General features: G+C 38.2%; 31 protein-coding genes. 28 read left to right on the top strand and 3 right to left on the bottom strand.

The genetic code is table 11. The annotated features are described in order from the left end of the window. Positions 1-3: 3 nt before the first annotated feature. From rpsH to CVS92_RS04845, 28 genes are all read left to right on the top strand, one after another. A complete protein-coding gene (gene rpsH / locus CVS92_RS04710) occupies positions 4-399 on the top strand; it encodes a 30S ribosomal protein S8 (RefSeq protein WP_021091129.1) in 396 nt (131 codons plus the stop codon). Positions 400-589: 190 nt separating this feature from the next. Beyond that, entirely contained in the window at positions 590-1,126 is a 537-nt protein-coding gene (gene rplF, locus CVS92_RS04715) for a 50S ribosomal protein L6 (protein ID WP_021091127.1), read from the top strand. 10 nt (positions 1,127-1,136) lie between these two features. After that, positions 1,137-1,493, top strand: a complete 357-nt coding sequence (gene rplR / locus CVS92_RS04720; RefSeq protein ID WP_021091120.1) for a 50S ribosomal protein L18 — start codon at positions 1,137-1,139, stop codon at positions 1,491-1,493. A 15-nt stretch (positions 1,494-1,508) separates the two neighbouring features. Then, positions 1,509-1,952 (top strand): 30S ribosomal protein S5, encoded by a 444-nt coding sequence (rpsE, locus tag CVS92_RS04725; RefSeq protein ID WP_002941646.1) that lies wholly within the window; start codon positions 1,509-1,511, stop codon positions 1,950-1,952. A gap of 15 nt (positions 1,953-1,967) precedes the next feature. Further along, positions 1,968-2,369 carry a 50S ribosomal protein L15 gene (gene rplO, locus CVS92_RS04730; protein ID WP_021089212.1) on the top strand — a complete coding sequence of 134 codons (402 nt, stop codon included), beginning with the start codon at positions 1,968-1,970 and terminating at the stop codon, positions 2,367-2,369. Continuing rightward, positions 2,369-3,631: a preprotein translocase subunit SecY gene (gene secY / locus CVS92_RS04735; RefSeq protein ID WP_107788689.1), complete on the top strand. Its 1,263-nt coding sequence runs from the start codon at positions 2,369-2,371 to the stop codon at positions 3,629-3,631. The genes rplO and secY overlap by 1 nt, the downstream gene beginning before the upstream one ends. Before the next feature lies 1 nt (position 3,632). Then, complete coding sequence (gene map / locus CVS92_RS04740) at positions 3,633-4,391, top strand: type I methionyl aminopeptidase (RefSeq protein WP_107788690.1); 759 nt, start codon at positions 3,633-3,635, stop codon at positions 4,389-4,391. 34 nt (positions 4,392-4,425) lie between these two features. Further along, positions 4,426-4,644, top strand: a complete 219-nt coding sequence (gene infA / locus CVS92_RS04745; protein ID WP_002848031.1) for a translation initiation factor IF-1 — start codon at positions 4,426-4,428, stop codon at positions 4,642-4,644. Between the two features lie 189 nt (positions 4,645-4,833). Next, entirely contained in the window at positions 4,834-4,947 is a 114-nt protein-coding gene (gene rpmJ / locus CVS92_RS04750; protein ID WP_002941545.1) for a 50S ribosomal protein L36, read from the top strand. A 3-nt stretch (positions 4,948-4,950) separates the two neighbouring features. After that, entirely contained in the window at positions 4,951-5,319 is a 369-nt protein-coding gene (rpsM, locus tag CVS92_RS04755) for a 30S ribosomal protein S13 (protein ID WP_012140556.1), read from the top strand. A 22-nt stretch (positions 5,320-5,341) separates the two neighbouring features. Continuing rightward, on the top strand, positions 5,342-5,734 hold the full coding sequence (gene rpsK / locus CVS92_RS04760) for a 30S ribosomal protein S11 (RefSeq protein ID WP_021091081.1): 393 nt from the start codon (positions 5,342-5,344) through the stop codon (positions 5,732-5,734). A gap of 25 nt (positions 5,735-5,759) precedes the next feature. Next, positions 5,760-6,386 (top strand): 30S ribosomal protein S4, encoded by a 627-nt coding sequence (gene rpsD, locus CVS92_RS04765; RefSeq protein WP_054197275.1) that lies wholly within the window; start codon positions 5,760-5,762, stop codon positions 6,384-6,386. 14 nt (positions 6,387-6,400) lie between these two features. Then, on the top strand, positions 6,401-7,417 hold the full coding sequence (locus CVS92_RS04770) for a DNA-directed RNA polymerase subunit alpha (RefSeq protein ID WP_103580102.1): 1,017 nt from the start codon (positions 6,401-6,403) through the stop codon (positions 7,415-7,417). A gap of 11 nt (positions 7,418-7,428) precedes the next feature. Continuing rightward, positions 7,429-7,785: a 50S ribosomal protein L17 gene (gene rplQ, locus CVS92_RS04775; RefSeq protein ID WP_002941584.1), complete on the top strand. Its 357-nt coding sequence runs from the start codon at positions 7,429-7,431 to the stop codon at positions 7,783-7,785. Positions 7,786-8,067: 282 nt separating this feature from the next. Next, positions 8,068-9,069 carry a hypothetical protein gene (locus tag CVS92_RS04780; protein WP_107788691.1) on the top strand — a complete coding sequence of 334 codons (1,002 nt, stop codon included), beginning with the start codon at positions 8,068-8,070 and terminating at the stop codon, positions 9,067-9,069. Positions 9,070-9,191: 122 nt separating this feature from the next. After that, the gene (locus CVS92_RS04785; protein ID WP_084109886.1) at positions 9,192-9,800 is read left to right on the top strand and encodes a hypothetical protein; all 609 of its coding nucleotides are present in this window, start codon (positions 9,192-9,194) and stop codon (positions 9,798-9,800) included. After that, positions 9,797-10,546 carry an ABC transporter permease gene (locus CVS92_RS04790; RefSeq protein WP_087578013.1) on the top strand — a complete coding sequence of 250 codons (750 nt, stop codon included), beginning with the start codon at positions 9,797-9,799 and terminating at the stop codon, positions 10,544-10,546. Before CVS92_RS04785 ends, CVS92_RS04790 begins: the two co-directional genes overlap by 4 nt. Beyond that, positions 10,543-11,235, top strand: a complete 693-nt coding sequence (locus CVS92_RS04795) for an ABC transporter ATP-binding protein (protein ID WP_107788692.1) — start codon at positions 10,543-10,545, stop codon at positions 11,233-11,235. The genes CVS92_RS04790 and CVS92_RS04795 overlap by 4 nt, the downstream gene beginning before the upstream one ends. Positions 11,236-11,312: 77 nt before the next feature. Then, positions 11,313-12,230 carry an NrtA/SsuA/CpmA family ABC transporter substrate-binding protein gene (locus tag CVS92_RS04800; RefSeq protein WP_107788693.1) on the top strand — a complete coding sequence of 306 codons (918 nt, stop codon included), beginning with the start codon at positions 11,313-11,315 and terminating at the stop codon, positions 12,228-12,230. A 207-nt stretch (positions 12,231-12,437) separates the two neighbouring features. Next, positions 12,438-12,713 carry a NifU family protein gene (locus CVS92_RS04805; RefSeq protein ID WP_021091089.1) on the top strand — a complete coding sequence of 92 codons (276 nt, stop codon included), beginning with the start codon at positions 12,438-12,440 and terminating at the stop codon, positions 12,711-12,713. Further along, entirely contained in the window at positions 12,700-13,254 is a 555-nt protein-coding gene (locus tag CVS92_RS04810) for a histidine kinase (RefSeq protein ID WP_103580096.1), read from the top strand. The genes CVS92_RS04805 and CVS92_RS04810 overlap by 14 nt, the downstream gene beginning before the upstream one ends. Next, positions 13,232-14,515, top strand: a complete 1,284-nt coding sequence (locus tag CVS92_RS04815; RefSeq protein ID WP_107788694.1) for a UDP-N-acetylmuramoyl-L-alanyl-D-glutamate--2,6-diaminopimelate ligase — start codon at positions 13,232-13,234, stop codon at positions 14,513-14,515. The genes CVS92_RS04810 and CVS92_RS04815 overlap by 23 nt, the downstream gene beginning before the upstream one ends. Positions 14,516-14,517: 2 nt before the next feature. Continuing rightward, positions 14,518-14,865, top strand: coding sequence for an aspartate 1-decarboxylase (gene panD, locus CVS92_RS04820; protein WP_002941539.1), 348 nt, complete (start codon positions 14,518-14,520; stop codon positions 14,863-14,865). Between the two features lie 3 nt (positions 14,866-14,868). Next, positions 14,869-15,183, top strand: a complete 315-nt coding sequence (locus CVS92_RS04825; RefSeq protein ID WP_107788695.1) for a YbaB/EbfC family nucleoid-associated protein — start codon at positions 14,869-14,871, stop codon at positions 15,181-15,183. Next, positions 15,180-16,289 carry a PDZ domain-containing protein gene (locus tag CVS92_RS04830; RefSeq protein ID WP_107788696.1) on the top strand — a complete coding sequence of 370 codons (1,110 nt, stop codon included), beginning with the start codon at positions 15,180-15,182 and terminating at the stop codon, positions 16,287-16,289. The genes CVS92_RS04825 and CVS92_RS04830 overlap by 4 nt, the downstream gene beginning before the upstream one ends. Beyond that, positions 16,286-17,185 (top strand): polyprenyl synthetase family protein, encoded by a 900-nt coding sequence (locus CVS92_RS04835; RefSeq protein WP_107788697.1) that lies wholly within the window; start codon positions 16,286-16,288, stop codon positions 17,183-17,185. Before CVS92_RS04830 ends, CVS92_RS04835 begins: the two co-directional genes overlap by 4 nt. 133 nt (positions 17,186-17,318) lie before the next feature. Beyond that, the gene (tkt, locus tag CVS92_RS04840; RefSeq protein ID WP_107788698.1) at positions 17,319-19,229 is read left to right on the top strand and encodes a transketolase; all 1,911 of its coding nucleotides are present in this window, start codon (positions 17,319-17,321) and stop codon (positions 19,227-19,229) included. Between the two features lie 57 nt (positions 19,230-19,286). Next, a complete protein-coding gene (locus CVS92_RS04845) occupies positions 19,287-20,081 on the top strand; it encodes an undecaprenyl-diphosphate phosphatase (RefSeq protein WP_107788699.1) in 795 nt (264 codons plus the stop codon). 109 nt (positions 20,082-20,190) lie between these two features. Here the strand turns inward: CVS92_RS04845 and CVS92_RS04850 are convergent, their stop codons facing one another. Genes CVS92_RS04850 through moaC form a run of 3 tightly spaced genes read right to left on the bottom strand, consistent with a single transcriptional unit; the run spans position 20,191 to position 22,157 of the window. Next, positions 20,191-21,429, bottom strand: a complete 1,239-nt coding sequence (locus tag CVS92_RS04850) for a hypothetical protein (RefSeq protein ID WP_107788700.1) — start codon at positions 21,427-21,429, stop codon at positions 20,191-20,193. A 10-nt stretch (positions 21,430-21,439) separates the two neighbouring features. Next, positions 21,440-21,706 carry a DUF493 domain-containing protein gene (locus CVS92_RS04855; protein WP_021091143.1) on the bottom strand — a complete coding sequence of 89 codons (267 nt, stop codon included), beginning with the start codon at positions 21,704-21,706 and terminating at the stop codon, positions 21,440-21,442. Continuing rightward, positions 21,681-22,157 carry a cyclic pyranopterin monophosphate synthase MoaC gene (moaC, locus tag CVS92_RS04860; RefSeq protein WP_199906407.1) on the bottom strand — a complete coding sequence of 159 codons (477 nt, stop codon included), beginning with the start codon at positions 22,155-22,157 and terminating at the stop codon, positions 21,681-21,683. The genes CVS92_RS04855 and moaC overlap by 26 nt, the downstream gene beginning before the upstream one ends. Positions 22,158-22,283: the final 126 nt, after the last annotated feature.

Here is a 22,283-nt window from a genome sequence, read left to right on the forward strand (position 1 = left end):
GAAATGTTAAACGATTTAATATCAGATGGATTAACACGCATTAGAAATGCAAGTATGAGAAAGCTTGAAACTGCGAAATTGCTTCATTCTAAGGTTGTTGAGGCTACTCTTTCTATCCTTGCAGCAAAAGGCTATGTAGAGAGCTACAACGTTATCGAAGAAGGTAACAAGAAATTTATAAATGTAGTTTTAAAGTATGATGAGTACGGCAGAAGCGTTATAAACGAGCTTAAAAGGGTTTCAAAACCTGGTCGTCGTGTTTATCAAGGCAAAGACGACATTAAGCGTTTTAAAAATGGTTACGGAACAGTTATCGTTAGCACAAGCAAAGGCGTTATGAGCGGTATTGAAGCAAGTAAAGCTGGCGTTGGCGGCGAAGTTCTTTGTACAGTTTGGTAATAAACTGCATTAAACGCTATTTAACCTTATAATTTTAAGGTTAAATTTTTTAGCTTGGTAAAATTTTAGATTTTGCCAAAGCTAAATTTAGAAATTCAATGAAGGTTTCGTCAAATTTGACGATAAAATTTACGGCATTGTGGTGTTTATTCGTAAATGTAGGAACACCCTAGACAAGTAAAGGAAAAAAATGTCACGTATTGGAAAACAGCCTATCGCTATCCCAAGTGGTGTAGACGTTAGCGTTGAAAATAATGTCCTAAAATTTAAAAAGGGCAATCATATAAAAGAGCTTGACACAAAAGGTCATGTTGATGTCAAGATAGAAAATGGTCATATAGTTTTTGCTCCAAAAGGCGAAGATCGCCAAAGTAGAGCTTACTGGGGAACATATAGAGCACTTGCTAATAACATCGTAACTGGTATCACTGCGGGATTTACTCGCCAGCTTGAGATCAATGGCGTTGGTTACAAAGCAGCTGCAAAAGGTAAAATTTTAGAGCTTTCTCTTGGTTTTTCACACCTTATCAACTATGAGCTACCAGCAGGCGTTGAAGCTAGTGTTGAGAAAAACGTTATTACTATCAAAGGCGATGACAAACAAGTAGTAGGTCAAGTGGCTGCTCAAGTTAGAGGATTTAGACCACCTGAGCCATACAAAGGCAAAGGCGTTAAATATCTAGAAGAACGCATCATCCGCAAAGCGGGCAAGACATCTAAGAAGTAAGGAGCGGTAAATGACAGCAAAAGTACTAAAAAGAAAAATCGCTCTTAGAATTAAGAGAAAAAGAAGAATCAGAGGTAAAATTTCTGGTGTTGCAACTTGTCCAAGAGTTTCTATTTTCAAATCAAACAGAACTCTTTATGTTCAAGCAATTGATGACGTTACGGCTACTACACTAGCAGCAGTAGATGGTAGAAAAATAGGCATAAAAGCAAATAAAGAAGGTGCGGTCACTTTAGCTAAAGAATTTGCTAAGGCTTTAAAAGCTAAGAAGATAGATGTTGCAGTTTTTGATAGAAATGGTTATTTATACCATGGCGTTATCGCAGCATTTGCTGAAGCTTTAAGAGAAAATGGCATCAAGCTATAACCCAAAGGAAAATCGATGGAAAAATATAATAGAGAAGAATTTGAAGAAGTAATCGTCGATATCGGTCGGGTTACAAAGGTTGTTAAAGGTGGTCGTAGATTTAGATTTACAGCTTTAGTTGTTGTTGGTAATAGAAATGGTCTAGTTGGCTTTGGTTATGGTAAAGCTAAAGAGGTACCAGATGCGATGAGAAAAGCGATTGACGACGCATTTAAAAATATTATTCACGTTAAGATCAAAGGCACAACTATTCCTCACGATGTAGAGGTAAAATACAACGCAAGTAGAATGCTGCTTCGCCCAGCTAGCGAGGGTACTGGTGTTATCGCTGGCGGTAGTGCACGTCCTATTATCGAGCTTGCAGGTATTAAGGATATCCTTACTAAATCACTTGGCTCAAACAACTCAGCAAACGTCGTTCGTGCTACTATAAAAGCACTTAGTTTGCTAAAAAGCTAAGAGAAAGGAGTTAAGATGGCATTAGAAAAATTAACACCTGCTGCAGGTTCAACTCATGCAACTAAAAGAATAGGTCGTGGTCAAGGCAGTGGCAATGGCAAAACTGCTGGCAAAGGTAACAAAGGTCAAAGAGCAAGAAAAGGCTACAATGAGAAAAGAGGTTTTGAGGGCGGACAGCAACCACTTCAAAGACGTCTTCCAAAGGTAGGTTTTACTTCTAAATTTGAAAAACCTTATGTTATTAATGTCGAGAAAATTGCAGCTATAAAAGAGCTTGCTGAAATTTCAATAGCAACAATAGCTAGCGTTCATAAAATTTCAAAGAGCGTTACTAAGATAAAACTAATTGGTGCAAGCGCAAAAGCTCTTGCTTCTAAGATCAAAGACGAGAACGTTAGCGTTAGCGGAACAAAATAATGGATAAAACACTGACCAACAAGATTTTAATCACGTTGGCATTTTTGTTCGCATACAGGATACTGGCTTATGTGCCAGTTCCTGGTGTTAATGTCGACGTAATTAAAGAATTCTTCAATTCAAACAATAGCAATGCCTTGGGCTTATTTAATATGTTTAGTGGTAAGGCTGCTGAGCGTTTAAGCATTATCTCTCTAGGTATCATGCCTTATATTACAGCTTCGATCATCATGGAGCTTTTAGCAGCAACATTTCCGAAATTAGGTCAGATGAAAAAAGAGCGTGACGGTATGCAAAAGTACATGCAAATCATACGTTATGCAACCATTGTTATCACTCTTGTGCAATCAATCGGTGTTTCTATCGGACTTCAAAGTTTAAGTGGACGCGGTGGCGAACAAGCTATCATGATAGATATAAATTTATTTATCGCGATCTCTGCTGTATCTATGCTAACTGGAACTATGCTACTTATGTGGATAGGTGAGCAGATCACACAGCGCGGTATAGGCAATGGTATAAGTCTTATCATCTTTGCTGGTATCGTCTCTGGTATACCTAGTGCGATCGGTGGGACTATAAATTTAGTAAACACTTCTGAAATGAATTTCCTAACAGTCATCGCTATTTTAGCGATCATCTTAGCCACCATCGGTGCTATTATATTTGTTGAGATGGGTGAAAGGCGTATCCCTATTTCTTACTCAAGAAAAGTGATAATGGAAAATCAAAACAAACGTATAATGAACTATATACCGATCAAAGTAAATTTAAGCGGTGTTATTCCACCGATATTTGCTAGTGCGATTTTGATGTTTCCTAGTACTATTTTACAGGCTAGTACAAATCCGATCATCCAAGCTATCAATGACTTTTTGAGTCCAAATGGCTATATGTTTAACGTTTTAACATTTTTATTTATCATCTTCTTTGCGTTTTTCTACGCATCAATCGTGTTTAACACAAAAGATATAAGTGAAAATTTAAAGAAACAAGGCGGATTTATTCCAGGTGTTAGACCAGGTGAGAGTACAGCTAACTATCTAAATGAAGTAGCTGGTAGGCTAACTTTGGGCGGTGCTTTATACTTGGGTATCATTTCAACACTGCCTTGGGTACTTGTAAAGACTATGGGTGTTCCATTTTATTTTGGTGGTACATCAGTGCTTATCGTTGTTTCAGTAGCACTTGATACGATGAGGCGTATAGAAGCTCAGTCTTATACAAACAAATACCAAACTCTAAGTGCAGTAGGTCTATAAAATGGCTATCACGCTAAAAAGACCAGCTGAGATAGAGAAAATGAGAGCGGCGAACAAGATCGTCGCTCGAACTCTTGATCACGTTTCTACGATCATAAAACCTGGAATTTCACTTCTTGAGATAGATAAAATTTGTGAAGATATGATAAGGGCTGCTGGGGCGAAACCTGCTTTTAAAGGTCTTTATGGCTTTCCGAATGCGGCTTGCATAAGTGTCAATGAAGTGGTGATCCACGGAATCCCAAATGAGTACAAGCTAAAAGAGGGCGATATCGTTAGCGTTGATATCGGCTCAAATTTAGATGGTTATTTTGGTGACTCGGCTAGGACATTTGGAGTTGGTAAAATTTCAAAAGAAGATGAGGCTTTGATCGCTTGCTCAAAAGATGCGCTATATTTTGCGATTGACTATATAAGAGCTGGTATGCATTTTAAAGAAATCTGCTACGAGCTTGAGAAATTTATTCTTGGTAGAGGTTATGTACCTTTACGTGGGTATTGTGGTCACGGCATAGGCAAAAGGCCACACGAAGAGCCAGAAATTCCAAACTACCTTGATGGAAACAACCCAAAAGCTGGACCAAAGATAAAAGAGGGAATGGTATTTTGTATAGAGCCAATGATCTGCCAAAAAGACGGCACACCAGTTTTAGGAAGCGATAATTGGAAAGTAACCTCAAAAGATGGTTTGAGAACTAGCCATTATGAGCATTGCATGGCGATAGTTAATGGTAAAGCTGAAATTTTAAGTCAAGCGTAAAATTTATAGCAAAAATTTAAAGAAAGGAGAGTTTGTGGCAAAAGACGATGTCATTGAGATTGATGGAAATGTTGTTGAAGCACTACCAAATGCAACTTTTAAAGTTGAGCTTGACAACAAACATATAATTTTATGTCATATCGCCGGAAAAATGAGAATGCATTATATAAAAATAATGCCTGGCGACCGCGTAAAAGTAGAACTTACGCCATATAGCCTAGATAAGGGCAGGATTACTTATAGATATAAGTAAATTTAGCCTCTTGGCAAATATGCTAAGTAAATTTAAAGCTGGTTTTGGATAAAATCCAAGCTTTGCGAAAAGCTGTATGAAGAATTATTTTCAAAGTTCCCCACTTATTTTGAAAATAGTTGGTTTAAATTCTTTCTTTAGACCTGATGCAGCCCCTAAAAAAGTGGAATAAATTTTTAGGAGACTAAAATGAAAGTTCGTCCTTCTGTAAAGAAGATGTGTGACAAATGTAAAATTGTCAAACGTAGTGGCATAATTCGTGTTATCTGCGAAAATCCAAAACATAAACAAAGACAAGGATAAGGCATGGCACGTATTGCAGGTGTAGATTTACCAAACAAAAAGAGAATAGAGTATGGTTTGACTTATATATATGGTATAGGTCTTTACAAATCTCGTCAAATTCTTGACGCAGCTGGAATTTCTTACGATAAGAGAGTTTACGAGCTTAGTGAAGATGAAGCAGCAGCTATCCGTAAAGAAATTCAAGAGCATCACGTCGTTGAGGGTGACTTGAGAAAACAAGTTGCTATGGATATCAAAGCTCTTATGGATCTTGGAAGTTATAGAGGTCTTCGCCACAGAAAAGGTCTTCCTGTTCGTGGTCAAAAGACTAAAACTAATGCTAGAACCAGAAAAGGCAGACGTAAAACTGTCGGTGCGGCCACTAAGTAAGGCAAGGGTTAAAGGATAATAAATGGCAAAAAGAAAAATAGTTAAGAAAAAGGTAGTTAGAAAAAGTATAGCCAAAGGTATCGTTTATATCAGTGCAACATTTAACAATACTATGGTAACTGTAACTGATGAAATGGGAAATGCTATTGCATGGAGTAGTGCAGGTGGCTTAGGCTTTAAAGGTAGTAAAAAATCAACTCCTTATGCAGCTCAACAGGCAGTTGAAGATGCTCTAAATAAAGCAAAAGAGCATGGTATAAAAGAAGTTGGTATTAAGGTTCAAGGTCCAGGTAGCGGACGTGAAACGGCTGTTAAAAGTGTAGGAACTGTTGAAGGAATTAAGGTATCTTTCTTTAAAGACATTACACCTTTACCACACAATGGTTGTAGACCGCCAAAACGCCGCCGCGTATAATTAGAGAAAAATAGGAGAAATTATTATGGCTAGATATACAGGACCTGTTGAAAAATTAGAAAGGCGTCTTGGTGTGTCTCTTGCGTTAAAAGGCGAAAGAAGACTTGCTGGTAAAAGTGCTTTTGAAAAAAGACCTTATGCACCAGGACAACATGGACAAAGAAGAGCAAAAATAAGCGAATACGGCTTACAACTTCGTGAGAAACAAAAAGCCAAATTCATGTACGGTGTTTCAGAAAAACAATTTAGAAGATTGTTTCAAGAAGCAGCCCGCCGTGAGGGCAATACTGGTGCTCTTTTGGTTCAACTATTAGAGCAAAGATTAGATAATGTTGTTTATAGAATGGGCTTTGCAACAACTCGTCGTTTTGCTCGCCAGCTAGTAACCCATGGACATATTTTAGTAAATGGCAAAAGAGTAGATATACCATCTTACAGAGTTGAGCCAGGTGCAAAAGTAGAGATTGTTGAAAAATCTAAAAACAATCCACAAATTGTTCGTGCGATAGATCTTACAGCACAAACTGGTATTGTTGCTTGGGTAGATGTTGAAAAAGAGAAAAAATTTGGAATTTTCACTAGAAATCCAGAAAGAGAAGAGGTTATCATTCCTGTTGAGGAAAGATTTATAGTAGAGCTTTATTCAAAATAATAGAGGGTATAAAGATGAGAAAGATTACTACATCAGCTTATATGCCAACTGAAATTGAAGTTAAAAGTATTAGCGAAAATGTTGCTAATATTACAGCATATCCTTTTGAGGCGGGTTATGCTGTTACTTTGGCTCACCCATTGCGTCGTCTTCTTTACACAAGTACGGTAGGTTTTGCTCCTATTGGTGTAAAGATAAAAGGCGTTAGCCACGAATTTGACAGTATGCGTGGTATGCTAGAAGACGTAGCTTTTTTTATTATAAATTTGAAAAAGATCAGATTTAAATTAAAAAGTACCAGCGAGCGCGAAGTTATAGAGTATAGCTTTAAAGGACCAAAAGAGATAACCGGGGCTGATTTAAATAACGATCTAGTCGAGATTGTTAACCCAGATGCATACCTTGCTACAATAAACGAAGATGCTGAGTTAAATTTTTCAGTTATCATTCAAAAAGGTATCGGATATGTACCTAGTGAAGAGATCAGAGAAGAGATTGAAGACGACTATATCGCACTTGATGCTTTTTTTACACCTGTTAAAAAAGCAGTTTATGATATACAAAATGTCTTGGTTGAGGATGATCCAGACTATGAAAAGATCGTATTTACTATAACAACTGATGGTCAAGTTAGTCCGATAGAGGCTTTTAAAAATTGTTTAGAAGCCATGTATCAGCAAATGTCAGTATTTAAAGGAATTTTAGATATTGATGTTAGTACTCCAGTTGCTAGCTCAAGTGCAGGTGGTGAGTTTTCAAAGCTACTTTCTAGCGTGGAAGATCTAAATTTAAGCGCTAGAAGTTTTAACTGCCTTGACAAAGCTGATATTAGATTTATTGGCGAGCTTGCATTAATGGACGAAAATGAGCTTAAAGAGCTTAAAAATTTAGGTAAAAAATCTCTTGAAGAGATTAAAGCGGTTATGGAGGAGATAGGCTATCCAGTTGGTGCCGATGTGTTAAAGGATGGCAAAGAGCAACTAAGAAAGAAAATAACCGAGCTTAAAGCACAAATGAGTGTAAAAGAATAAAAGGACAATAGATGAGACATAAACACGGATATCGCAAACTTGGTAGAACGTCATCTCATAGATCTGCATTGCTTAAAAATTTGGCGATAGCTATCATCAAAAGTGAAAAGATAGAGACGACTTTACCAAAAGCAAAAGAGCTTAGAAGCTATGTTGAGAAGCTAATTACAAGAGCCAGAAAAGGTGACTCTAACGCTCACAGAGCAGTATTTGCTTCTTTACAAGATAAAGAAACAACAAATAAATTAGTTACTGAAGTAGCTCCAAAATTTAAAGAGCGCAATGGCGGCTATACAAGAATCATCAAGACTCGTGTTCGCAGAGGCGACGCAGCAGAGATGGCTTATATAGAGTTAGTAGCTGAATAATTATTAGAGAGCTTCGGCTCTCTTTTTTTAATTTCTTGAATATAAAATTCTCTTACCTTTAAAATAAAATCCTTCTTTCAAAAGCTTTCTAAAGTATAAATTTCTTTAATTATTTATCAAATTTTATTAACCAAAAAATCATAAATTTAATAGTTAAAAGTTGTAAATCCTTTAATCTAAAATCATATATTTTAAATTTTTACCTTTGAACTCTATGCTAAAATTTTATTTTATTAAGACGATATTTGTTTCAGGCATCTAATAAATTTCAAAGGATTTGAGATGATAGGTAGTGTAAATGGAGTAGGCACAAATTTTTATGTTGGCTCGCAAAGTAGTAGAGCACAAGAACTTGATACTAATAATACTAAACTCAATATAGATAAAAATTCTTTAAATAATTTATCTAGTGGTTTGGTTGATGAGCAAAAAAGTCATACCGATACTAGAGGTGAGCCAATAAATTTAAATGAAACAAATACGACAAAATTTCAAAAAAATAGTGAGAATCTAACATTTGCTAGCAATTTCTCGCTATCAGGCATAGCTGCTAATGGCAAGATAAGCATCTGGGGCAAGCTCATGGGGTACGACAAACAAGTCAGCCAAGATGAGATAAATGATCTTAAAAATTTTATCAACCAGACCAAAGCACTTGGCTTTGGCAGAGCTCACGAAGAGATCATAGGATATTATCCAACAGATGTCGATCTCTTTGCAAAAGAGTATACATCAAAACTTGATAACACACTTCTTGGGCTTGGTCACAAGAGCCACATGGAAGGATTTGAGATACTCGATAAGGACCTAAGCATAGATGAGTTTAAGGATAAGTGGATTGATTATGCGCTTAGGCAGTATCTTGGCGAAAGAGTCGGTGTGGAGAGCGTTACAATAGGTAAAAAGGCTATCTCCATGCTAACTAGCACTAACAAGCCGCCAATCGAGTATCAGACGCTACAAAATATAAATTTTACTGACGAAGAGAGCAGACAGAGATTTCTTACGCTTATGAAAGCTGGCATGAAGAGCGGGGCGGATTTTAAAGAGGTGGTAGAGGGCGTTCTCTCGCTTTATAATGTACAAAATACGGATAAACTTGATGGCAACAAAGTCTATGCTTCAGTGATCGGACGAAGTGAGAAACTGGCTACTTACGACATCAATAAAGATGAGAAATTTGCCTATCTTAAGGAGCTAATTCAGCTTGAGAAAAACGGAGTTGATATACTAAAACTAATGGAAAAAGTGGAGCAAAAACAGAAATTAGATATAAAAGTATAGGCTAAATTTAGTTTTTTGCACCGCTTATCTTTATGATTTTAGTCATAAGAGGCTCTTTTTACTTGGTTTAAATTTTTAAATGATAGAATCTTGATTTCTATTATTAAAATTACGGAGAACTCGTGAGAAAGCTACTTTGGCTAAATCCGGTTGTAAAAAATATGTATGACTTCTCTGCGTTAAAAGAGCTCTTGCAAAATAAGGGCTTTAACATAGTAGAGTGCGAAAAAGATCATGTTCGTGATGTCAAAAATTCATATAAAAATTTATGCTCTAAAGGCATGGTTTTAGACAGTCGCTGTCCAAGAGCTGTAAATTTTATAAGATCAAATTTTAAAGAATTTTCAAACAATATTTCAAGCTTAAATCCCATTTTAATTGAAAGCGCCATCGAGCTTAGCTCAAATCTAAAAGAAGATGAGTGGCTTTATATAACAACGCCTTGTGAGGACTTGGCTGAGCTTGGAAATTCTTTAAAATTAGATCAAACTACATTTTTAACATGGAAAAATTTTAAAGAGCTAAACGATATAAATTTACAAATAAGCAAAATAGAATCAAGCCCGATCCCACCTGGATTTTTTGAAAATTTAGGCATAAAAACACTAAGCTTATGCAGTAAAGAAAAGATACAAAACGCATTTTCATATAAATTTAGCGAGCTTAAAAACTATCAGATCATCGAGCTTTTATACTGCGAAAACGGCTGTCACAATGGAGATGGGCTGTGATAGAAATTTTTAAAAAGAGCATTTTAATCCTAGTGATCTTTGCTCTCTGGCAGGTCGTTTGCGAGCTAGAAATTTTCACGCCCTATATCTTGCCAAGTCCTATTACGACACTTAAAACGATGTTTGATATGAGCTTAAGCGGCGAGCTAATAACGCATGTGATGATTAGCTTTAAGCGTATATTTGTTGGTTATATTTTGGCTTTTGTTTTGGCATTTATTTTTGGCGGAGTGGCGGCGCTATTTCCAAAAGCTAGCATTTATTATGAGTGGATACTAGAGTTTTTTAGAAATGTTCCGCCACTTAGCCTTATTGCCATTTTGGTGCTTTGGTTTGGTATAAACGAAACTCCAAAAATTATTATTATCATCTTGGCATCGTTTTTCCCGATGTTTTTAAGCATTTCAAAAGGGCTAACTAGCTGCGATGTGAAGCTTATTGAAGTTGGTAAAATTTTTTGTTTTAGTAAATTTGAAATTTTTTACAAAATCATCCTAAAAAATGCCATAAAAGATATTTTTGTAGGTATGCGCATAGGTTTTGGTTACGCGATGCGAGCGATTGTGGGAGCGGAGATGATCGCAGCTTCTAGCGGGCTAGGCTATCTCATACTTGACGCTGAGGAGCTTTCGCGTGCAGATAGGATATTTGTTGGCATATTTACAATAGGAATTTGTGGCGTACTCATAGATAGGATATTTTTGTTTTTGATATCTAAATTTAGCCTTTTACGAAGTGAAAAATGATAGAAATTTTAAATTTATCCAAGCATTTTTTTATTAATGACAAGCGTATCGACGTTTTAAAAGAGCTAAATTTAAGTATAAAAAAAGATAAAATCACCGTTATACTTGGCAGAAGTGGTTGCGGTAAAACGACTCTTTTAAGGCTTATTGCTGGACTTGAGAGCGTAAGTCTAGGTGAGATAAATTTTAAAGAGCAAGCAAAGATCGGCTTTGTATTTCAAGAGCCTAGGCTCATGCCGTTTCTAAACGTCTATGAAAACATCGTATTTGCGCTTAAAAAGCATGAGATAGAGGCTGCAAAGATCGATAGTCTGATATCTATGATAGGGCTTAGCGACTTTAAATTTGCCGCTGTTTCGCAGCTATCCGGCGGTATGAGCTCGCGTGTTTCTCTTGCTAGAGTGCTAGCATATGAAGCAAATTTGATCCTTATGGATGAGCCATTTGCAGCACTTGATGCTTTTACGAGAGCCAGTATGCAGGCTGAAATTTTAAAGCTCCAAGCCGGTAAAACCATCATTTTTGTCACTCATAATGTCGATGAAGCTCTATATTTAGCAGATGAGATAATTTTGCTTGAAAAAGGTGGGATAAAATCAAACTATGATTTATCAAATTTAGCTAAGTCAAGAGATTTGCTTTGCGATGAACTAATAAACTTAAAGCGTAAAATTTTGAGCGAAATTTAGCGTTTTATAAAATGATAATTAAAACCAAAACGAAGCAAAAAGTTATATAATTTGGAAAAATTTTTAAAGGAGCAAATATGAGAAAGTTTTTTAAGATTTTGTGTGCAGCCTCTTTGCTTTGTCTAGTCGCAAACGCAAGTGAGCTAGATAAGATCGGTATGACCTATGTCAAATCGCCGCTAAATGTCCCCTCAATCGTCGATAAATTTAAAGGCTTTTATGCTAAATCTTTTGGCATGCCAGTCGAATACTCCGAGATCACCTCAGGTGCGAAACAAACGCAAGCGCTCGCTTCAAACTCACTTCAGTTTCTAAACTGCGTGGGCGGAACCTCAGTCATACTTGCTGCGGCAAATAAAGCTGACATAAAGATCATAAGTGCCTATTCAAGAGCACCTGAAGCTTTTGCGATATTTGCTAAAGATAAAGGCATAAAAACCGCTAAAGACTTAAAAGGTAAAAAAATAGCAGGCCCAAAAGGTACGATATTAAATGAGCTTTTGGTTAGATACCTTGCTCTTGGTGGTCTAGGTATAAATGACGTAGAGTTCGTTTCTATGGGCATTCCGGCTGCTCAAGCTGCACTTGAGAATGGTAGCGTCGATGCAGCACTTCTTGCTGGACCAGCTGCTTATAATGCTAAAAAATCAGGACTTAGTATCGTAACAACGGGCAAGGGCGTCATCACTCCAGTCATCGTCACCGCCACAAGTGGAGAATTTTACAAAAAGCATAAAGATCTAGTTGAAAAATTTAAAGAGGCCCAAGATGAAATTTTGGCTTTTATGAAAGCAAATGAGGAAGAGGCATTAAAATTTACAGCTGAAGAGACCGGGCTTAGCATAGAGGCGGTAAAGAGCATGTATCCGCAGTATGACTTTAGTCCAAAGATCACGCCTGAAGATATAAAAGCACTTGAGGCTACTCAAGAATTTATGTTTGAGAGTAAGATGATCGAGCAAAAAGTAGATATAAAATCGCTTCTAATAGATTAAACAAAAAGGGCAAATTTGCCCTTTTATCCTAAAACTTATAATCAAAAATTTACTAAATTTTAGCTCACGTATTTAAAAATCAAAGCTGACTAGGTGTGCCAAAAAGGTTTAAATTATAAAGAAAAATTAGCACTAAGCAAAAATATAGCCATTATTTTTTGCATTTTTATTTTGCTATAATAGCCCAAAAATTTAATAGGAAAAAATATGATCCCATTTAGCGATGAAGAACTTTTAAAACCAGTCAGTGCGAGTTTGCAAAAGGTATTACCAATGCTTGAAAATGATGGCGGTGGCATGGAGCTACTTGGCATAAAAAACGGCAAAATTTATGTAAGACTTACAGGGCATTGTCATGGATGTGCGGCTAGCACAACTACACTAAAATATGGACTCGAAAGACAACTTCGTATGGATATTCACCCAGAGCTTGAGGTCGTAAATATCCCGATTGGCGAGGAATTTGACATTGATAGATTATAAAAAAATAGGCATTAAACACTTCAAGCGCTCTAAATTTAAAGACGCGATCTTTTACTTCTCTCTAGCTTACGAAAAGACACAGGATAAAAATTTACTATTTTTGATACAAATTTGCTCCCTTGGCGAGAAAAATGCAGAGGAAGCAAAGCTTTTATTTGACTATTTTATGGATAAACTAAGAGCTGGCGAAGATGATGAAGGAATGGATGAAATTTTAAAAATCTTAGAATCAAGATTGGCTAGCGATGAGTATTTTGAAGAGCAAGACGCGATCAGCTACGAGGACTTTAAAAAGGCTGTTTATAAGGACGGGAGCTTTAAAAAAGTCTTTGAAAACATCATGTTCTCAACCAAGGTAATGATCTCAAACAAAGATGATTTTTTAGAATTTTTGGGAAATTTGATAAAAAATGACTTCATCGAAATGAGTATAAACTATCTTGAGAGTGCGGCGGTGATGTTTGGCGGTGACGAGCGTATAGATCAGCTTTTTAAAGAGATACAAAAAAGACAAAACGATGAAAATATCAGTAGAAAATAGCTTCATAACAGATGACTCAAACGAGTGCGAAAAGGGCTCATTTTTCGTGCAAACTGCTGCAAACGCAAAATTTGCAGAGGCAGCGGTAAAAAATGGCGCTAAAATAATCAGCCTTGAGGAGTGCAAGAAGCTTTTAAAAATCGATGAAAGCTTAAAGATAGTTGGCATCACAGGTACAAATGGCAAGACCACAACGGCAGCGGCTATTTATGAAATTTTACGAAATTTAGGCAAAAAATGCGGCCTAAGTGGCACAAGAGGGGCATTTATAGAGGGTAAGCAGATAGATGACAAGGCGCTTACGACAAGTGCTATTTTAAGGACGCTTTCATACCTCAAAACAGCCAGCGAGCAGGGCTGCGAGTACTTCGTGATGGAGGTTAGCTCGCATGCGATCGCTCAAAAGCGCATAGAGAGCTTGAAATTTGCTCTAAAAATTTTTACAAATTTAACTCAAGATCACCTCGACTACCATAAGAGCATGGAGGAGTACGCTAGGGTAAAGTCGAGCTTTTTTGATGATGATTGCATGAAGCTTATAAATGCTGACGATAATGGCATTAAATTTAACCCAAAAAACGCTTATACGTATTCGCTCAAAAAGCCAGCTAGCTTTGCACCGATAGTTTATGGACTAAAGGACGGCATAGACGCGGTTATCAAGACGCCAAATGGTGATGTGGAGATAGACTCAAGCTTGCAAGGTGAGTTTAATCTTTATAATCTAATCGCAGCTCTTGGCGCCGTTTGCTTGCTAGAGCGTCCAGACGCGACCGCGCTTTCAAAGGCGATAAGTAAATTTAAAGGTGTTAGTGGCAGAATGGAAGTGGTTAGCACCGATCCGCTAGTCATCGTGGATTTTGCCCATACGCCAGATGGTATCGAGAAGGTGCTAAACTCGCTTAGACATCTAAATTTGATAGCTGTATTTGGCGCAGGCGGTGATAGAGATAGGACAAAGCGTCCAAAAATGGGAGCAATAGCCCAAAAATACGCAAGAATTTGCATCGTCACAAGTGACAATCCAAGAAGCGAAGAGCCAGAGAGCATAATTGATGAAATTTGCGCTGGCATGAGCCAAAATGAAAATTTGATACGAAACGCCAACCGCAAAGAGGCGATCGCGCTAGCCATTAGCAAGCTTGAGCCTGGCTGGGCGCTTGTCATACTTGGCAAAGGCGACGAGCCATATCAGGAGATAAAGGGCGTCAAGCACCCTTTTAGCGATAAAGAAGTAGTAAAAGAGCTTTTAAAGAGGTAAAAATGAATATAGAAATTTTAGCTAGTAAGATCCACAGGGCTGTCGTAACAGACGCAAATTTAAACTATGTTGGCTCGATCAGCATCGGCGAGGAGCTGATAAAGGCTGCAAATTTGATAGAAAATCAAAAGGTTGAAATTTTAGACGTAAATAACGGCGAGAGATTTGCCACATACGTGATAAAGGGCAAAAAAGGCGAAATTTGCCTAAATGGCGCAGCTGCTAGAAAGGTCTGCGTTGGCGACGTGGTCATCATCGTGGCTTATGCTAGTATGAAATTTAAAAAGGCTAAGAAATTTAAGCCAACCATCGTGCATGTAAATAACAAAAACGAGATCATAAAGGAGTAGGCGATGTTTGAGGGATTTGACTTTTCAAAGATGGGGCAGATGCTCGAGGATGTGCAAAGACAGGCCAAGCAGATGGAAGAAGAGAGCAAAAATAAAGAATTTGGAGCAAAAAGCGGTGGCGGACTGGTAAGCGTTAGAGCAAACGGCAGCGGCGAGATACTTGATATCAGCATAGATGATAGCTTGCTTGAAGATAAAGAGAGCATGCAAATTTTGCTAATAAGCGCCGTAAATGACGTGCTAAAATCAGTTGAGGCTGATAAGAAAAACACCGCTTCAAGGATGCTTGGCGGCCTTACTTCGATGGGGATAAAATGAGACTAAAATATAAATTTGCCCTTGCTTTTTTGCTATCAGCGCTTTGCCTAAATGCCGATCCTAGGCCTACGCAAGAGGACTTTAACGCCTGCTTTGAAAAGAACAAAAACTCAATCGTCTCGGTAAATAAACACTTTGGCGTGGCTATCACGAAAAATTTGATCGCAGTGCCAAAAAGCGAGGGAGCTCCGCTTGGCGAATATGTCAAATTTGACCCATATTTGCAGCTTTTCTTAGTGCGCTCTAGCAAGGAGCTAAGCCCTGTTGTGATGGCCGATGAGACCAACGAGGAGCGCATCAAAAAGAGCACTTGGGTTGGCATCTTAAACGACTCTAATAACACTGCCATGGGTCACATCAAGTCTTTGGGGCAAAATTTAGGCGACTTTGACACGTTAAGCTTCGAGTATAACGCGACTGGCGAGATAAACACACCTTGTTGTAAGATGATAGGCATAGCTGTTGGAGCTGATAAATTTATACCAAATCGCTATCTAAAGCACTTTGTATCTTACGATGACGTATATTACGGCGATATCGGCGTGAAATTCTTGCAAAAAGAGGATAAATTTTTTGTGGGTCTTGTTGATCCACTGGGCCGTGGTAAGATGATGATGGTCGATGATGAGCTTGTTAGTGTAAATGGTATCAAACCAAAGAGCCTAAGAGAGCTAAATGAGATGGTGCTTTTTGCTCCAAAAGGCGCAAGACTGGACATCATCGTGAAGCGTGACAGAGAGCAGCTACTCTTTCAAGTGCCAGTAAGCGGCGAGGTGAAATTTAACCAAAGCTTAGAAATAAACGCCCCTTCAAGCCTTGATATACCAAATTTCAACATCATGCCAAAAGAGCCACAAACAATGCTTGATGATAAGACTTTGGTGGATTATGGTATCACGGTGGATAAAAATTTAGTCGTTACCAAGGTCGAGCCAAAGTCAAATGCAGAAATTTTTGGCATCAAGACCGGCGATAAAATTTTGGGTTTTGATAAACAAAGCGTGAGTAGTCGTGAAGAGCTTTTAGAGAAGCTTGGTGAATTAAAAAATTTTACGCTTCTATTTACCAGAAATGACTTTCAGTTTTTTGCAAGAGTACCAAAATGAGCCTACTTGAGGACTTTGTAAAATTTCTAAACGCAAATTTGCCAAAGGCGCCTAGCTTTCACCCTTACTATGAGGAGGCGCTTGGCGTTATGCTAAAGGCTGGAGGCAAGCACTTTAGGGCGCTTTTGCTACTTGGCGTGGTAGATAGCGTGGATAAAAGCCTCACGCAAAAGGCGATGAGAGTGGCTTTAGGACTTGAGATGATGCACACCTACTCACTCATCCACGACGACCTACCTTCAATGGACAATGCAAGCCTTAGGCGCGGCACGCCAACGCTTCACGTCACCTACGATGAGACGACCGCTGTACTTGCAGGAGATGCTCTAAATACCCATGCTTTTTATGAAATTTCACGTGCTGAACTGAGTGCCGAGATACGAGTAAAATGCGTGGAAATTTTAAGCCAAAATGCCGGAACTAGTGGCATGGTGCTAGGTCAGGCGCTTGATTGTTTTTTTGAAAATACAGACAAAGGGGACATCAAAAGAGCAAAGGATAAATTTGGCCTCTCTAGCAAGATGCTAAGCCTTGATGAGTTAGTATTTTTACATATCCACAAGACCGCAAAGCTCATCGCTGCTAGTCTAAAAATGGGTGCTGTGATAGCAAATTTAAGTGAAATAGAGTGCAAGAAAATTTATGATATCGGCCTAAAACTTGGACTTACTTTTCAGATACAAGATGACATTATCGACCTTACAAGCGACGAAGCGGCTGCTGGAAAGCCCGTTCACAACGACCTAGCTAAAAACTCATTTACAAATTTGCTTGGCCTTGAGGGCGCTAAAAAGAAAAAAGATGAGCTTATTTGCGAGATAGAAGAGGCACTAAAACAGATAGATACTGGCATTGCTAAGATGATCTTAGAGCTTACAGATAAACACCTTAGATAAAAGCTAGAAAATTCTAGCTTTTTACTACTAAAAATTTAAAAAATTTATATCATTATTTAGATATTTTGGACAAAAACGCAAGGCAAGTTTTAATCACTTTTTTGTATAATCTAGCGCAATAAAAGGAGATCATATGCTAAAAAAACAAGCCGATACTATAAGATTTTTGTGCGCTGATATGGTGCAAAACGCTAACAGCGGACACCCAGGTGCTCCTATGGGCCTAGCTGATATCATGGTGGTTTTAAGCAACTTTTTAAAACACAACCCTAAAAATCCAAAATGGCTAAACAGAGATAGGTTAGTTTTTAGCGGTGGTCACGCTTCAAGTTTGGTTTATAGCTTCTTGCACTTAAGCGGCTACGATTTAAGCCTTGATGAGCTTAAAAATTTTCGCCAACTTGGCTCAAATACTCCAGGACACCCAGAAATTCACACTCCAGGCGTTGAGGTTGCTACTGGCCCGCTTGGTCAAGGCGTAGCAAATGCAGTAGGTCTAGCCATGGCAGAAAAATACGCTGCAAACGTGCTAAACGAGCCAGACAATAAAATAATCGATCATAAAATTTACTGCCTTTGCGGCGACGGCGACCTAGAAGAGGGCATAAGCTACGAGGCATGTTCGGTGGCTGGAAATTTAAGACTAGACAACCTTGTGCTAATCTACGATTCAAACAACATTACGATCGAGGGCGACACAGCGATAGCTTTTAGTGAGGATGTAAAAGCGAGGTTTGAGGCACAGGGCTGGGAGGTCGCACGCATCGACGGACACGACTATGACCAGATCGAATTTGCACTTGAGCAAGCAAACGAGAAAGAGTCGCCATATCTCATCATCGCAAACACACGCATAGCACGTGGTGCAATGGAGCTTGAAGGAAGCCACCACAGCCACGGTGCACCGCTTGGCGAAGAGATCATCAAAAAGGCAAAGGCCGTAGCTGGCTTTGACCCTGAGAAGAAATTTGCCATTGACGAGGACGTGCTTTTAAGGTTTAGAGGCGCGGTTGAAAAGGGCGATCTTGAAGAGGCGATGTGGAACAAAAAGGTTGAGGCGCTAAGCATTGAAGGCAAAAATTTATTAAACTCGCTTCTTAATCCAGACTTTAGTAAGATCGAATTTCCAGATTTTAGCGACAAAAAGCTAGCCACAAGAGATACAAACCATGTCATTTTAAATGAGATAGCTAAAAAACTTCCTGGCTTTATCGGCGGTAGTGCAGATCTTGCTCCGTCAAATAAGACTGAGCTAAAGGATATGGGCGACTTTCCAAATGGTAAAAATATCCACTACGGCATCAGAGAGCACGCTATGGCAGCTATCAATAACGGCATCGCCAGATACGGCCTTTTCTTACCATTTTCAGCGACATTTTTCATCTTTAGCGACTATCTAAAGCCAAGTGCAAGGATAGCAGCGCTAATGGGCATAAAACACTTTTTTGTCTTCACACACGATAGCATCGGCGTTGGCGAAGATGGTCCGACACATCAGCCTATCGAGCAGCTTAGCACATTTAGAGCGATGCCAAATTTCTACACTTTCCGTCCAGCTGATGGCAACGAAAACGCAGCTAGCTGGCAAGTGGCTTTAAATTTAAACGCTCCAAGTGCATTTGTGCTTAGCCGTCAAGGGCTTGACCCACTTGCAAAAGGTGAATTTGGCGAGGTTAGCAACGGCGCATATCTTTTAAGCTCGTCAAAAGAAGCAAAGATAACATTTATAGCAAGCGGCAGCGAGGTCTCACTCTGTGTAAAAGCAGCTGCACTTCTAGCTGAGCAAGGCATCGGTGCAAATATCGTCTCAGCACCTTGTTTTGACCTACTTTGTGAGCAGCCAGCTGAGTATGTGGCTAGAATTTTAGATAAAAACACAACCATCATCGCAGTTGAGGCCGCAACTGGCTATGAGTGGTATAAATTTGCCGACGCGGTTTATGGCATGAACAGCTTTGGCGCCAGCGGCAAGGCAAATGAGCTATTTGACCACTTCGGATTTACTCCGCAAAAGCTTGCAAATTTTGCTAGCGAACTTATATAAATTTAATCTTGGGGAGTAAAATCCCCAACTGCAATCTAAAATCAAAAAAGGCATTTTATGGAAATTTCTCACGTTATCGTTTTGGCCTTGGTGCAAGGTATAAGCGAATTTTTACCCATTTCAAGCTCGGCTCATCTTATCTTGGTGCCAAAGCTACTTGGCTGGCCAGATCAAGGTCTTGCTTTTGACGTGGCAGTGCACGTTGGTACGCTAAGTGCGATACTTTTTTATTTTAAAGATACGATTTTTAAGCTACTTCGTGACTTTTTTGCCTCGATCGCACAAAGAAAGATGGTAGGCGATAGCTTGCTTGTCTGGTGCGTGGGATTTGCCACCATTCCAGTTGGGATCTTTGGGCTTTTATTTAACAACATTATAGAAGAATACGCAAGAAGCGGCGTTGTGATCGCTATTACTACGATCGTCTTTGGCATAGCGCTTTACTTTGCAGATCTTTGCTCGACAAATAAAAGCGAATATGAAATGACCATAAAATTTGCGCTTATTATCGGCCTTGCTCAAGCTGTGGCGCTCATCCCTGGCGTCTCAAGATCAGGCATAACGATGACGGCAGCCTTATTTTTAGGATTTAGCCACAAGGGAAGTGCGAATTTCTCATTTTTGATGTCGATCCCAGTCATTATCCTAGCTGGTGGGCTTGAGAGTATCAAGCTTATAAAAGACCCAAATGCTCTGCCATGGAGCGACATCGCGCTTGGCGTCATCATAAGCGCAGTTAGTGCTTATCTCTGCGTTAAGCTATTTATGGGGATCATCTCAAGAATTAGGATGCTTCCTTTTGTCATCTACCGCTTGATTTTAGGAGCATTTTTAATTTATCTGTTTTTGTGATTTTAAGGCTTTAGAAAGTAAAAGCCAAGTGTGGAGAAAATTTTCACACTTGGCAAGAATATATAGTGCGAGTATCTTTCAAGAAAAATTTCAAGATAAGCTTGATAATTTAATCCTCTTTTTTATCTTTTTTAATAACATTTAACAGATCTTTTGCAGCTTGATAAGCCCTATCTCCAAATTTCTTAGCTTCTGATTTGATGTCAATTTGTTTGATGTCTTCAAATTTTTCATTGGCTTTCTTCTCAAGATTAGCGATCTCTTGTTTGATCTCTTCGATTTTATCGTTTGTATCAAAATTTAGTTTTAGCTTTTTGCTCTTGTCATTTAGCTCTTGCTTTAAGGCTTCAAATTTATTATTTGCCTCACTCATAAGCTTTGCCATGCCGTTTGACTTTAACTCTTCTATCCTTGAAATAATCTGCTCTCTTGCTTGATCGCTAATGCGTTTAAATTTTGCTAGGTTTGTATCTAGCTCGCTATTTATCACATTTTCGATCTCATTTCTTGCTACACCTTCAAATTCCTTTTCAAGTTCCCTAAGCAAGGATATAAATTCTTCATCAATATTTTTTAAGTTTAGTAACTGTGAGTTTAGCCTAAGCTCATCTGGAGCAAATTTCGCCTCATCTTTAAGTTTTTCTATAGCTCTTAAAATACCATCTCTTGTACCACTTATCGCTCCACTTATTAGCTCTTTTGCAAAGATATGACCCTCATCTGCTAAATTTGCTGCTGCTATGATGATATTTTTTGAAATTTCAAGTATCCGCTCTTTGCTAAACTCTCCTCCAATTATCGCAACATAGGTCATATTTTTAGCTATCGCACCAGCTGTTTCCTCGACATCTTTTGCACCTTCAAGAGTTGTTAAAAATGCGATTTGAGCACTTTCTTTTAAGATACCAAGAAGCCTTGTTTCTCTAATAATCGCATTATTTAAAAGCTCTAAAATTTCCTCTTTTTCACTAAAATTTCTATCTTTTACGACCTCTTCAGCTGCTTCAAATGAAATTTTGAGCCTATTTTTTATCTCTTCACGTTTTGCTTCTATTGCACGATTTAGCTCATCTTTTTTATCAAGTAGCTCGTAAAGTGCCTTTTCTTCAGTGCCGACAATGGCCTGATTTATTCCCTCCATGGCACTTTTTAGATTTTTTGCATTTATGAGATCTTCTTTGTTCATTTTGTCATAAAGCTCATTCATTTTAGCCTTTAAAATTTCTGGCAAAGCATTTATATCTTTGTTTGCAGTATCTTGAAAGAAGTTATTGCAAAGAGCTTTTATGCTTATTAATAAGCCATCGCTGCTTTTATAATCATGTAAATTTTGTTCTAAATTGTTCATATCTTTTACCTTATAAAACGTATTTTGCTTCGTGTTTTAGTGCAGAAAATATCTCTAGCCTCTCTTCTTCGCTCAAAACTAGCACGGCCAAGTCATAGCTAGCGTACTTTTTATCTTTGCTAAATTTTGAAAAGACTAGCTTAAATTCTCTATCTTTTACTATCTCTTTTACCTTTTCTTCTACATTGACATCTGCATCAAATATTATTTTGTATTCCCAATGTGTTGGGTAATCAATTTTTGCTTTTTTGTTATTTAGATCGCATATACTCGCCACTTTTTCCTCCTGTTTTACTCTCTAATACAATATTACTTATTTCCATGCTTTTATCTATAGCTTTTACCATATCATAAATGGTTAAAAGCCCCACGCTTACGCCAGTTAATGCTTCCATCTCAACGCCTGTTTTGCCCTCTATTTTTACACTCACATAAAGTTTAAAAGCACAAATTTCAGATAGCTCTTCGATATCACAATCTACACCTAAAATAGCTAGTGGATGGCACATCGGGATTAGCTCGCTTGTCTTTTTTGCTCCCATTATCGCAGCAATGACAGCCGTTTGGATAACTGGGCCTTTTTTGCCGGTATTTTCTTTTATCGCTTTAAAGGCCTCTTTGCTCATTTTGATGATCCCGCTAGCAGTTGCCATTCTTTTTGTAGGATCTTTTGGGCTTACATCGACCATTTTTGGACGATCTTTCTCATCTAAATGCGTTAGCATTATCTCTCCTTTTTTTGGCGGATTATAGCCTATTTAAACAAATTTAAATTATCAATAGGTTTAAGCTAAAAATATATCAAATACATAAATTTTAGCTTTTTACTTAAATACTAAAGAGAATTCTCATTC

It is taken from the genome of Campylobacter concisus (genome assembly GCF_003048555.1).
In the GTDB taxonomy this organism is placed as follows: Bacteria; Campylobacterota; Campylobacteria; order Campylobacterales; family Campylobacteraceae; genus Campylobacter_A; species Campylobacter_A concisus_AO.

Coding starts and splice junctions, on each gene's coding strand:
- rpsH (WP_021091129.1), top strand. CDS start 4: ATGTTAAACGATTTAATATCAGATGGATTAACACGCATTAGAAATGCA.
- rplF (WP_021091127.1), top strand. CDS start 590: ATGTCACGTATTGGAAAACAGCCTATCGCTATCCCAAGTGGTGTAGAC.
- rplR (WP_021091120.1), top strand. CDS start 1,137: ATGACAGCAAAAGTACTAAAAAGAAAAATCGCTCTTAGAATTAAGAGA.
- rpsE (WP_002941646.1), top strand. CDS start 1,509: ATGGAAAAATATAATAGAGAAGAATTTGAAGAAGTAATCGTCGATATC.
- rplO (WP_021089212.1), top strand. CDS start 1,968: ATGGCATTAGAAAAATTAACACCTGCTGCAGGTTCAACTCATGCAACT.
- secY (WP_107788689.1), top strand. CDS start 2,369: ATGGATAAAACACTGACCAACAAGATTTTAATCACGTTGGCATTTTTG.
- map (WP_107788690.1), top strand. CDS start 3,633: ATGGCTATCACGCTAAAAAGACCAGCTGAGATAGAGAAAATGAGAGCG.
- rpmJ (WP_002941545.1), top strand. CDS start 4,834: ATGAAAGTTCGTCCTTCTGTAAAGAAGATGTGTGACAAATGTAAAATT.
- rpsM (WP_012140556.1), top strand. CDS start 4,951: ATGGCACGTATTGCAGGTGTAGATTTACCAAACAAAAAGAGAATAGAG.
- rpsK (WP_021091081.1), top strand. CDS start 5,342: ATGGCAAAAAGAAAAATAGTTAAGAAAAAGGTAGTTAGAAAAAGTATA.
- rpsD (WP_054197275.1), top strand. CDS start 5,760: ATGGCTAGATATACAGGACCTGTTGAAAAATTAGAAAGGCGTCTTGGT.
- CVS92_RS04770 (WP_103580102.1), top strand. CDS start 6,401: ATGAGAAAGATTACTACATCAGCTTATATGCCAACTGAAATTGAAGTT.
- rplQ (WP_002941584.1), top strand. CDS start 7,429: ATGAGACATAAACACGGATATCGCAAACTTGGTAGAACGTCATCTCAT.
- CVS92_RS04780 (WP_107788691.1), top strand. CDS start 8,068: ATGATAGGTAGTGTAAATGGAGTAGGCACAAATTTTTATGTTGGCTCG.
- CVS92_RS04795 (WP_107788692.1), top strand. CDS start 10,543: ATGATAGAAATTTTAAATTTATCCAAGCATTTTTTTATTAATGACAAG.
- CVS92_RS04800 (WP_107788693.1), top strand. CDS start 11,313: ATGAGAAAGTTTTTTAAGATTTTGTGTGCAGCCTCTTTGCTTTGTCTA.
- CVS92_RS04805 (WP_021091089.1), top strand. CDS start 12,438: ATGATCCCATTTAGCGATGAAGAACTTTTAAAACCAGTCAGTGCGAGT.
- CVS92_RS04815 (WP_107788694.1), top strand. CDS start 13,232: ATGAAAATATCAGTAGAAAATAGCTTCATAACAGATGACTCAAACGAG.
- panD (WP_002941539.1), top strand. CDS start 14,518: ATGAATATAGAAATTTTAGCTAGTAAGATCCACAGGGCTGTCGTAACA.
- CVS92_RS04825 (WP_107788695.1), top strand. CDS start 14,869: ATGTTTGAGGGATTTGACTTTTCAAAGATGGGGCAGATGCTCGAGGAT.
- CVS92_RS04830 (WP_107788696.1), top strand. CDS start 15,180: ATGAGACTAAAATATAAATTTGCCCTTGCTTTTTTGCTATCAGCGCTT.
- CVS92_RS04835 (WP_107788697.1), top strand. CDS start 16,286: ATGAGCCTACTTGAGGACTTTGTAAAATTTCTAAACGCAAATTTGCCA.
- tkt (WP_107788698.1), top strand. CDS start 17,319: ATGCTAAAAAAACAAGCCGATACTATAAGATTTTTGTGCGCTGATATG.
- CVS92_RS04845 (WP_107788699.1), top strand. CDS start 19,287: ATGGAAATTTCTCACGTTATCGTTTTGGCCTTGGTGCAAGGTATAAGC.
- CVS92_RS04850 (WP_107788700.1), bottom strand. CDS start 21,429: ATGAACAATTTAGAACAAAATTTACATGATTATAAAAGCAGCGATGGC.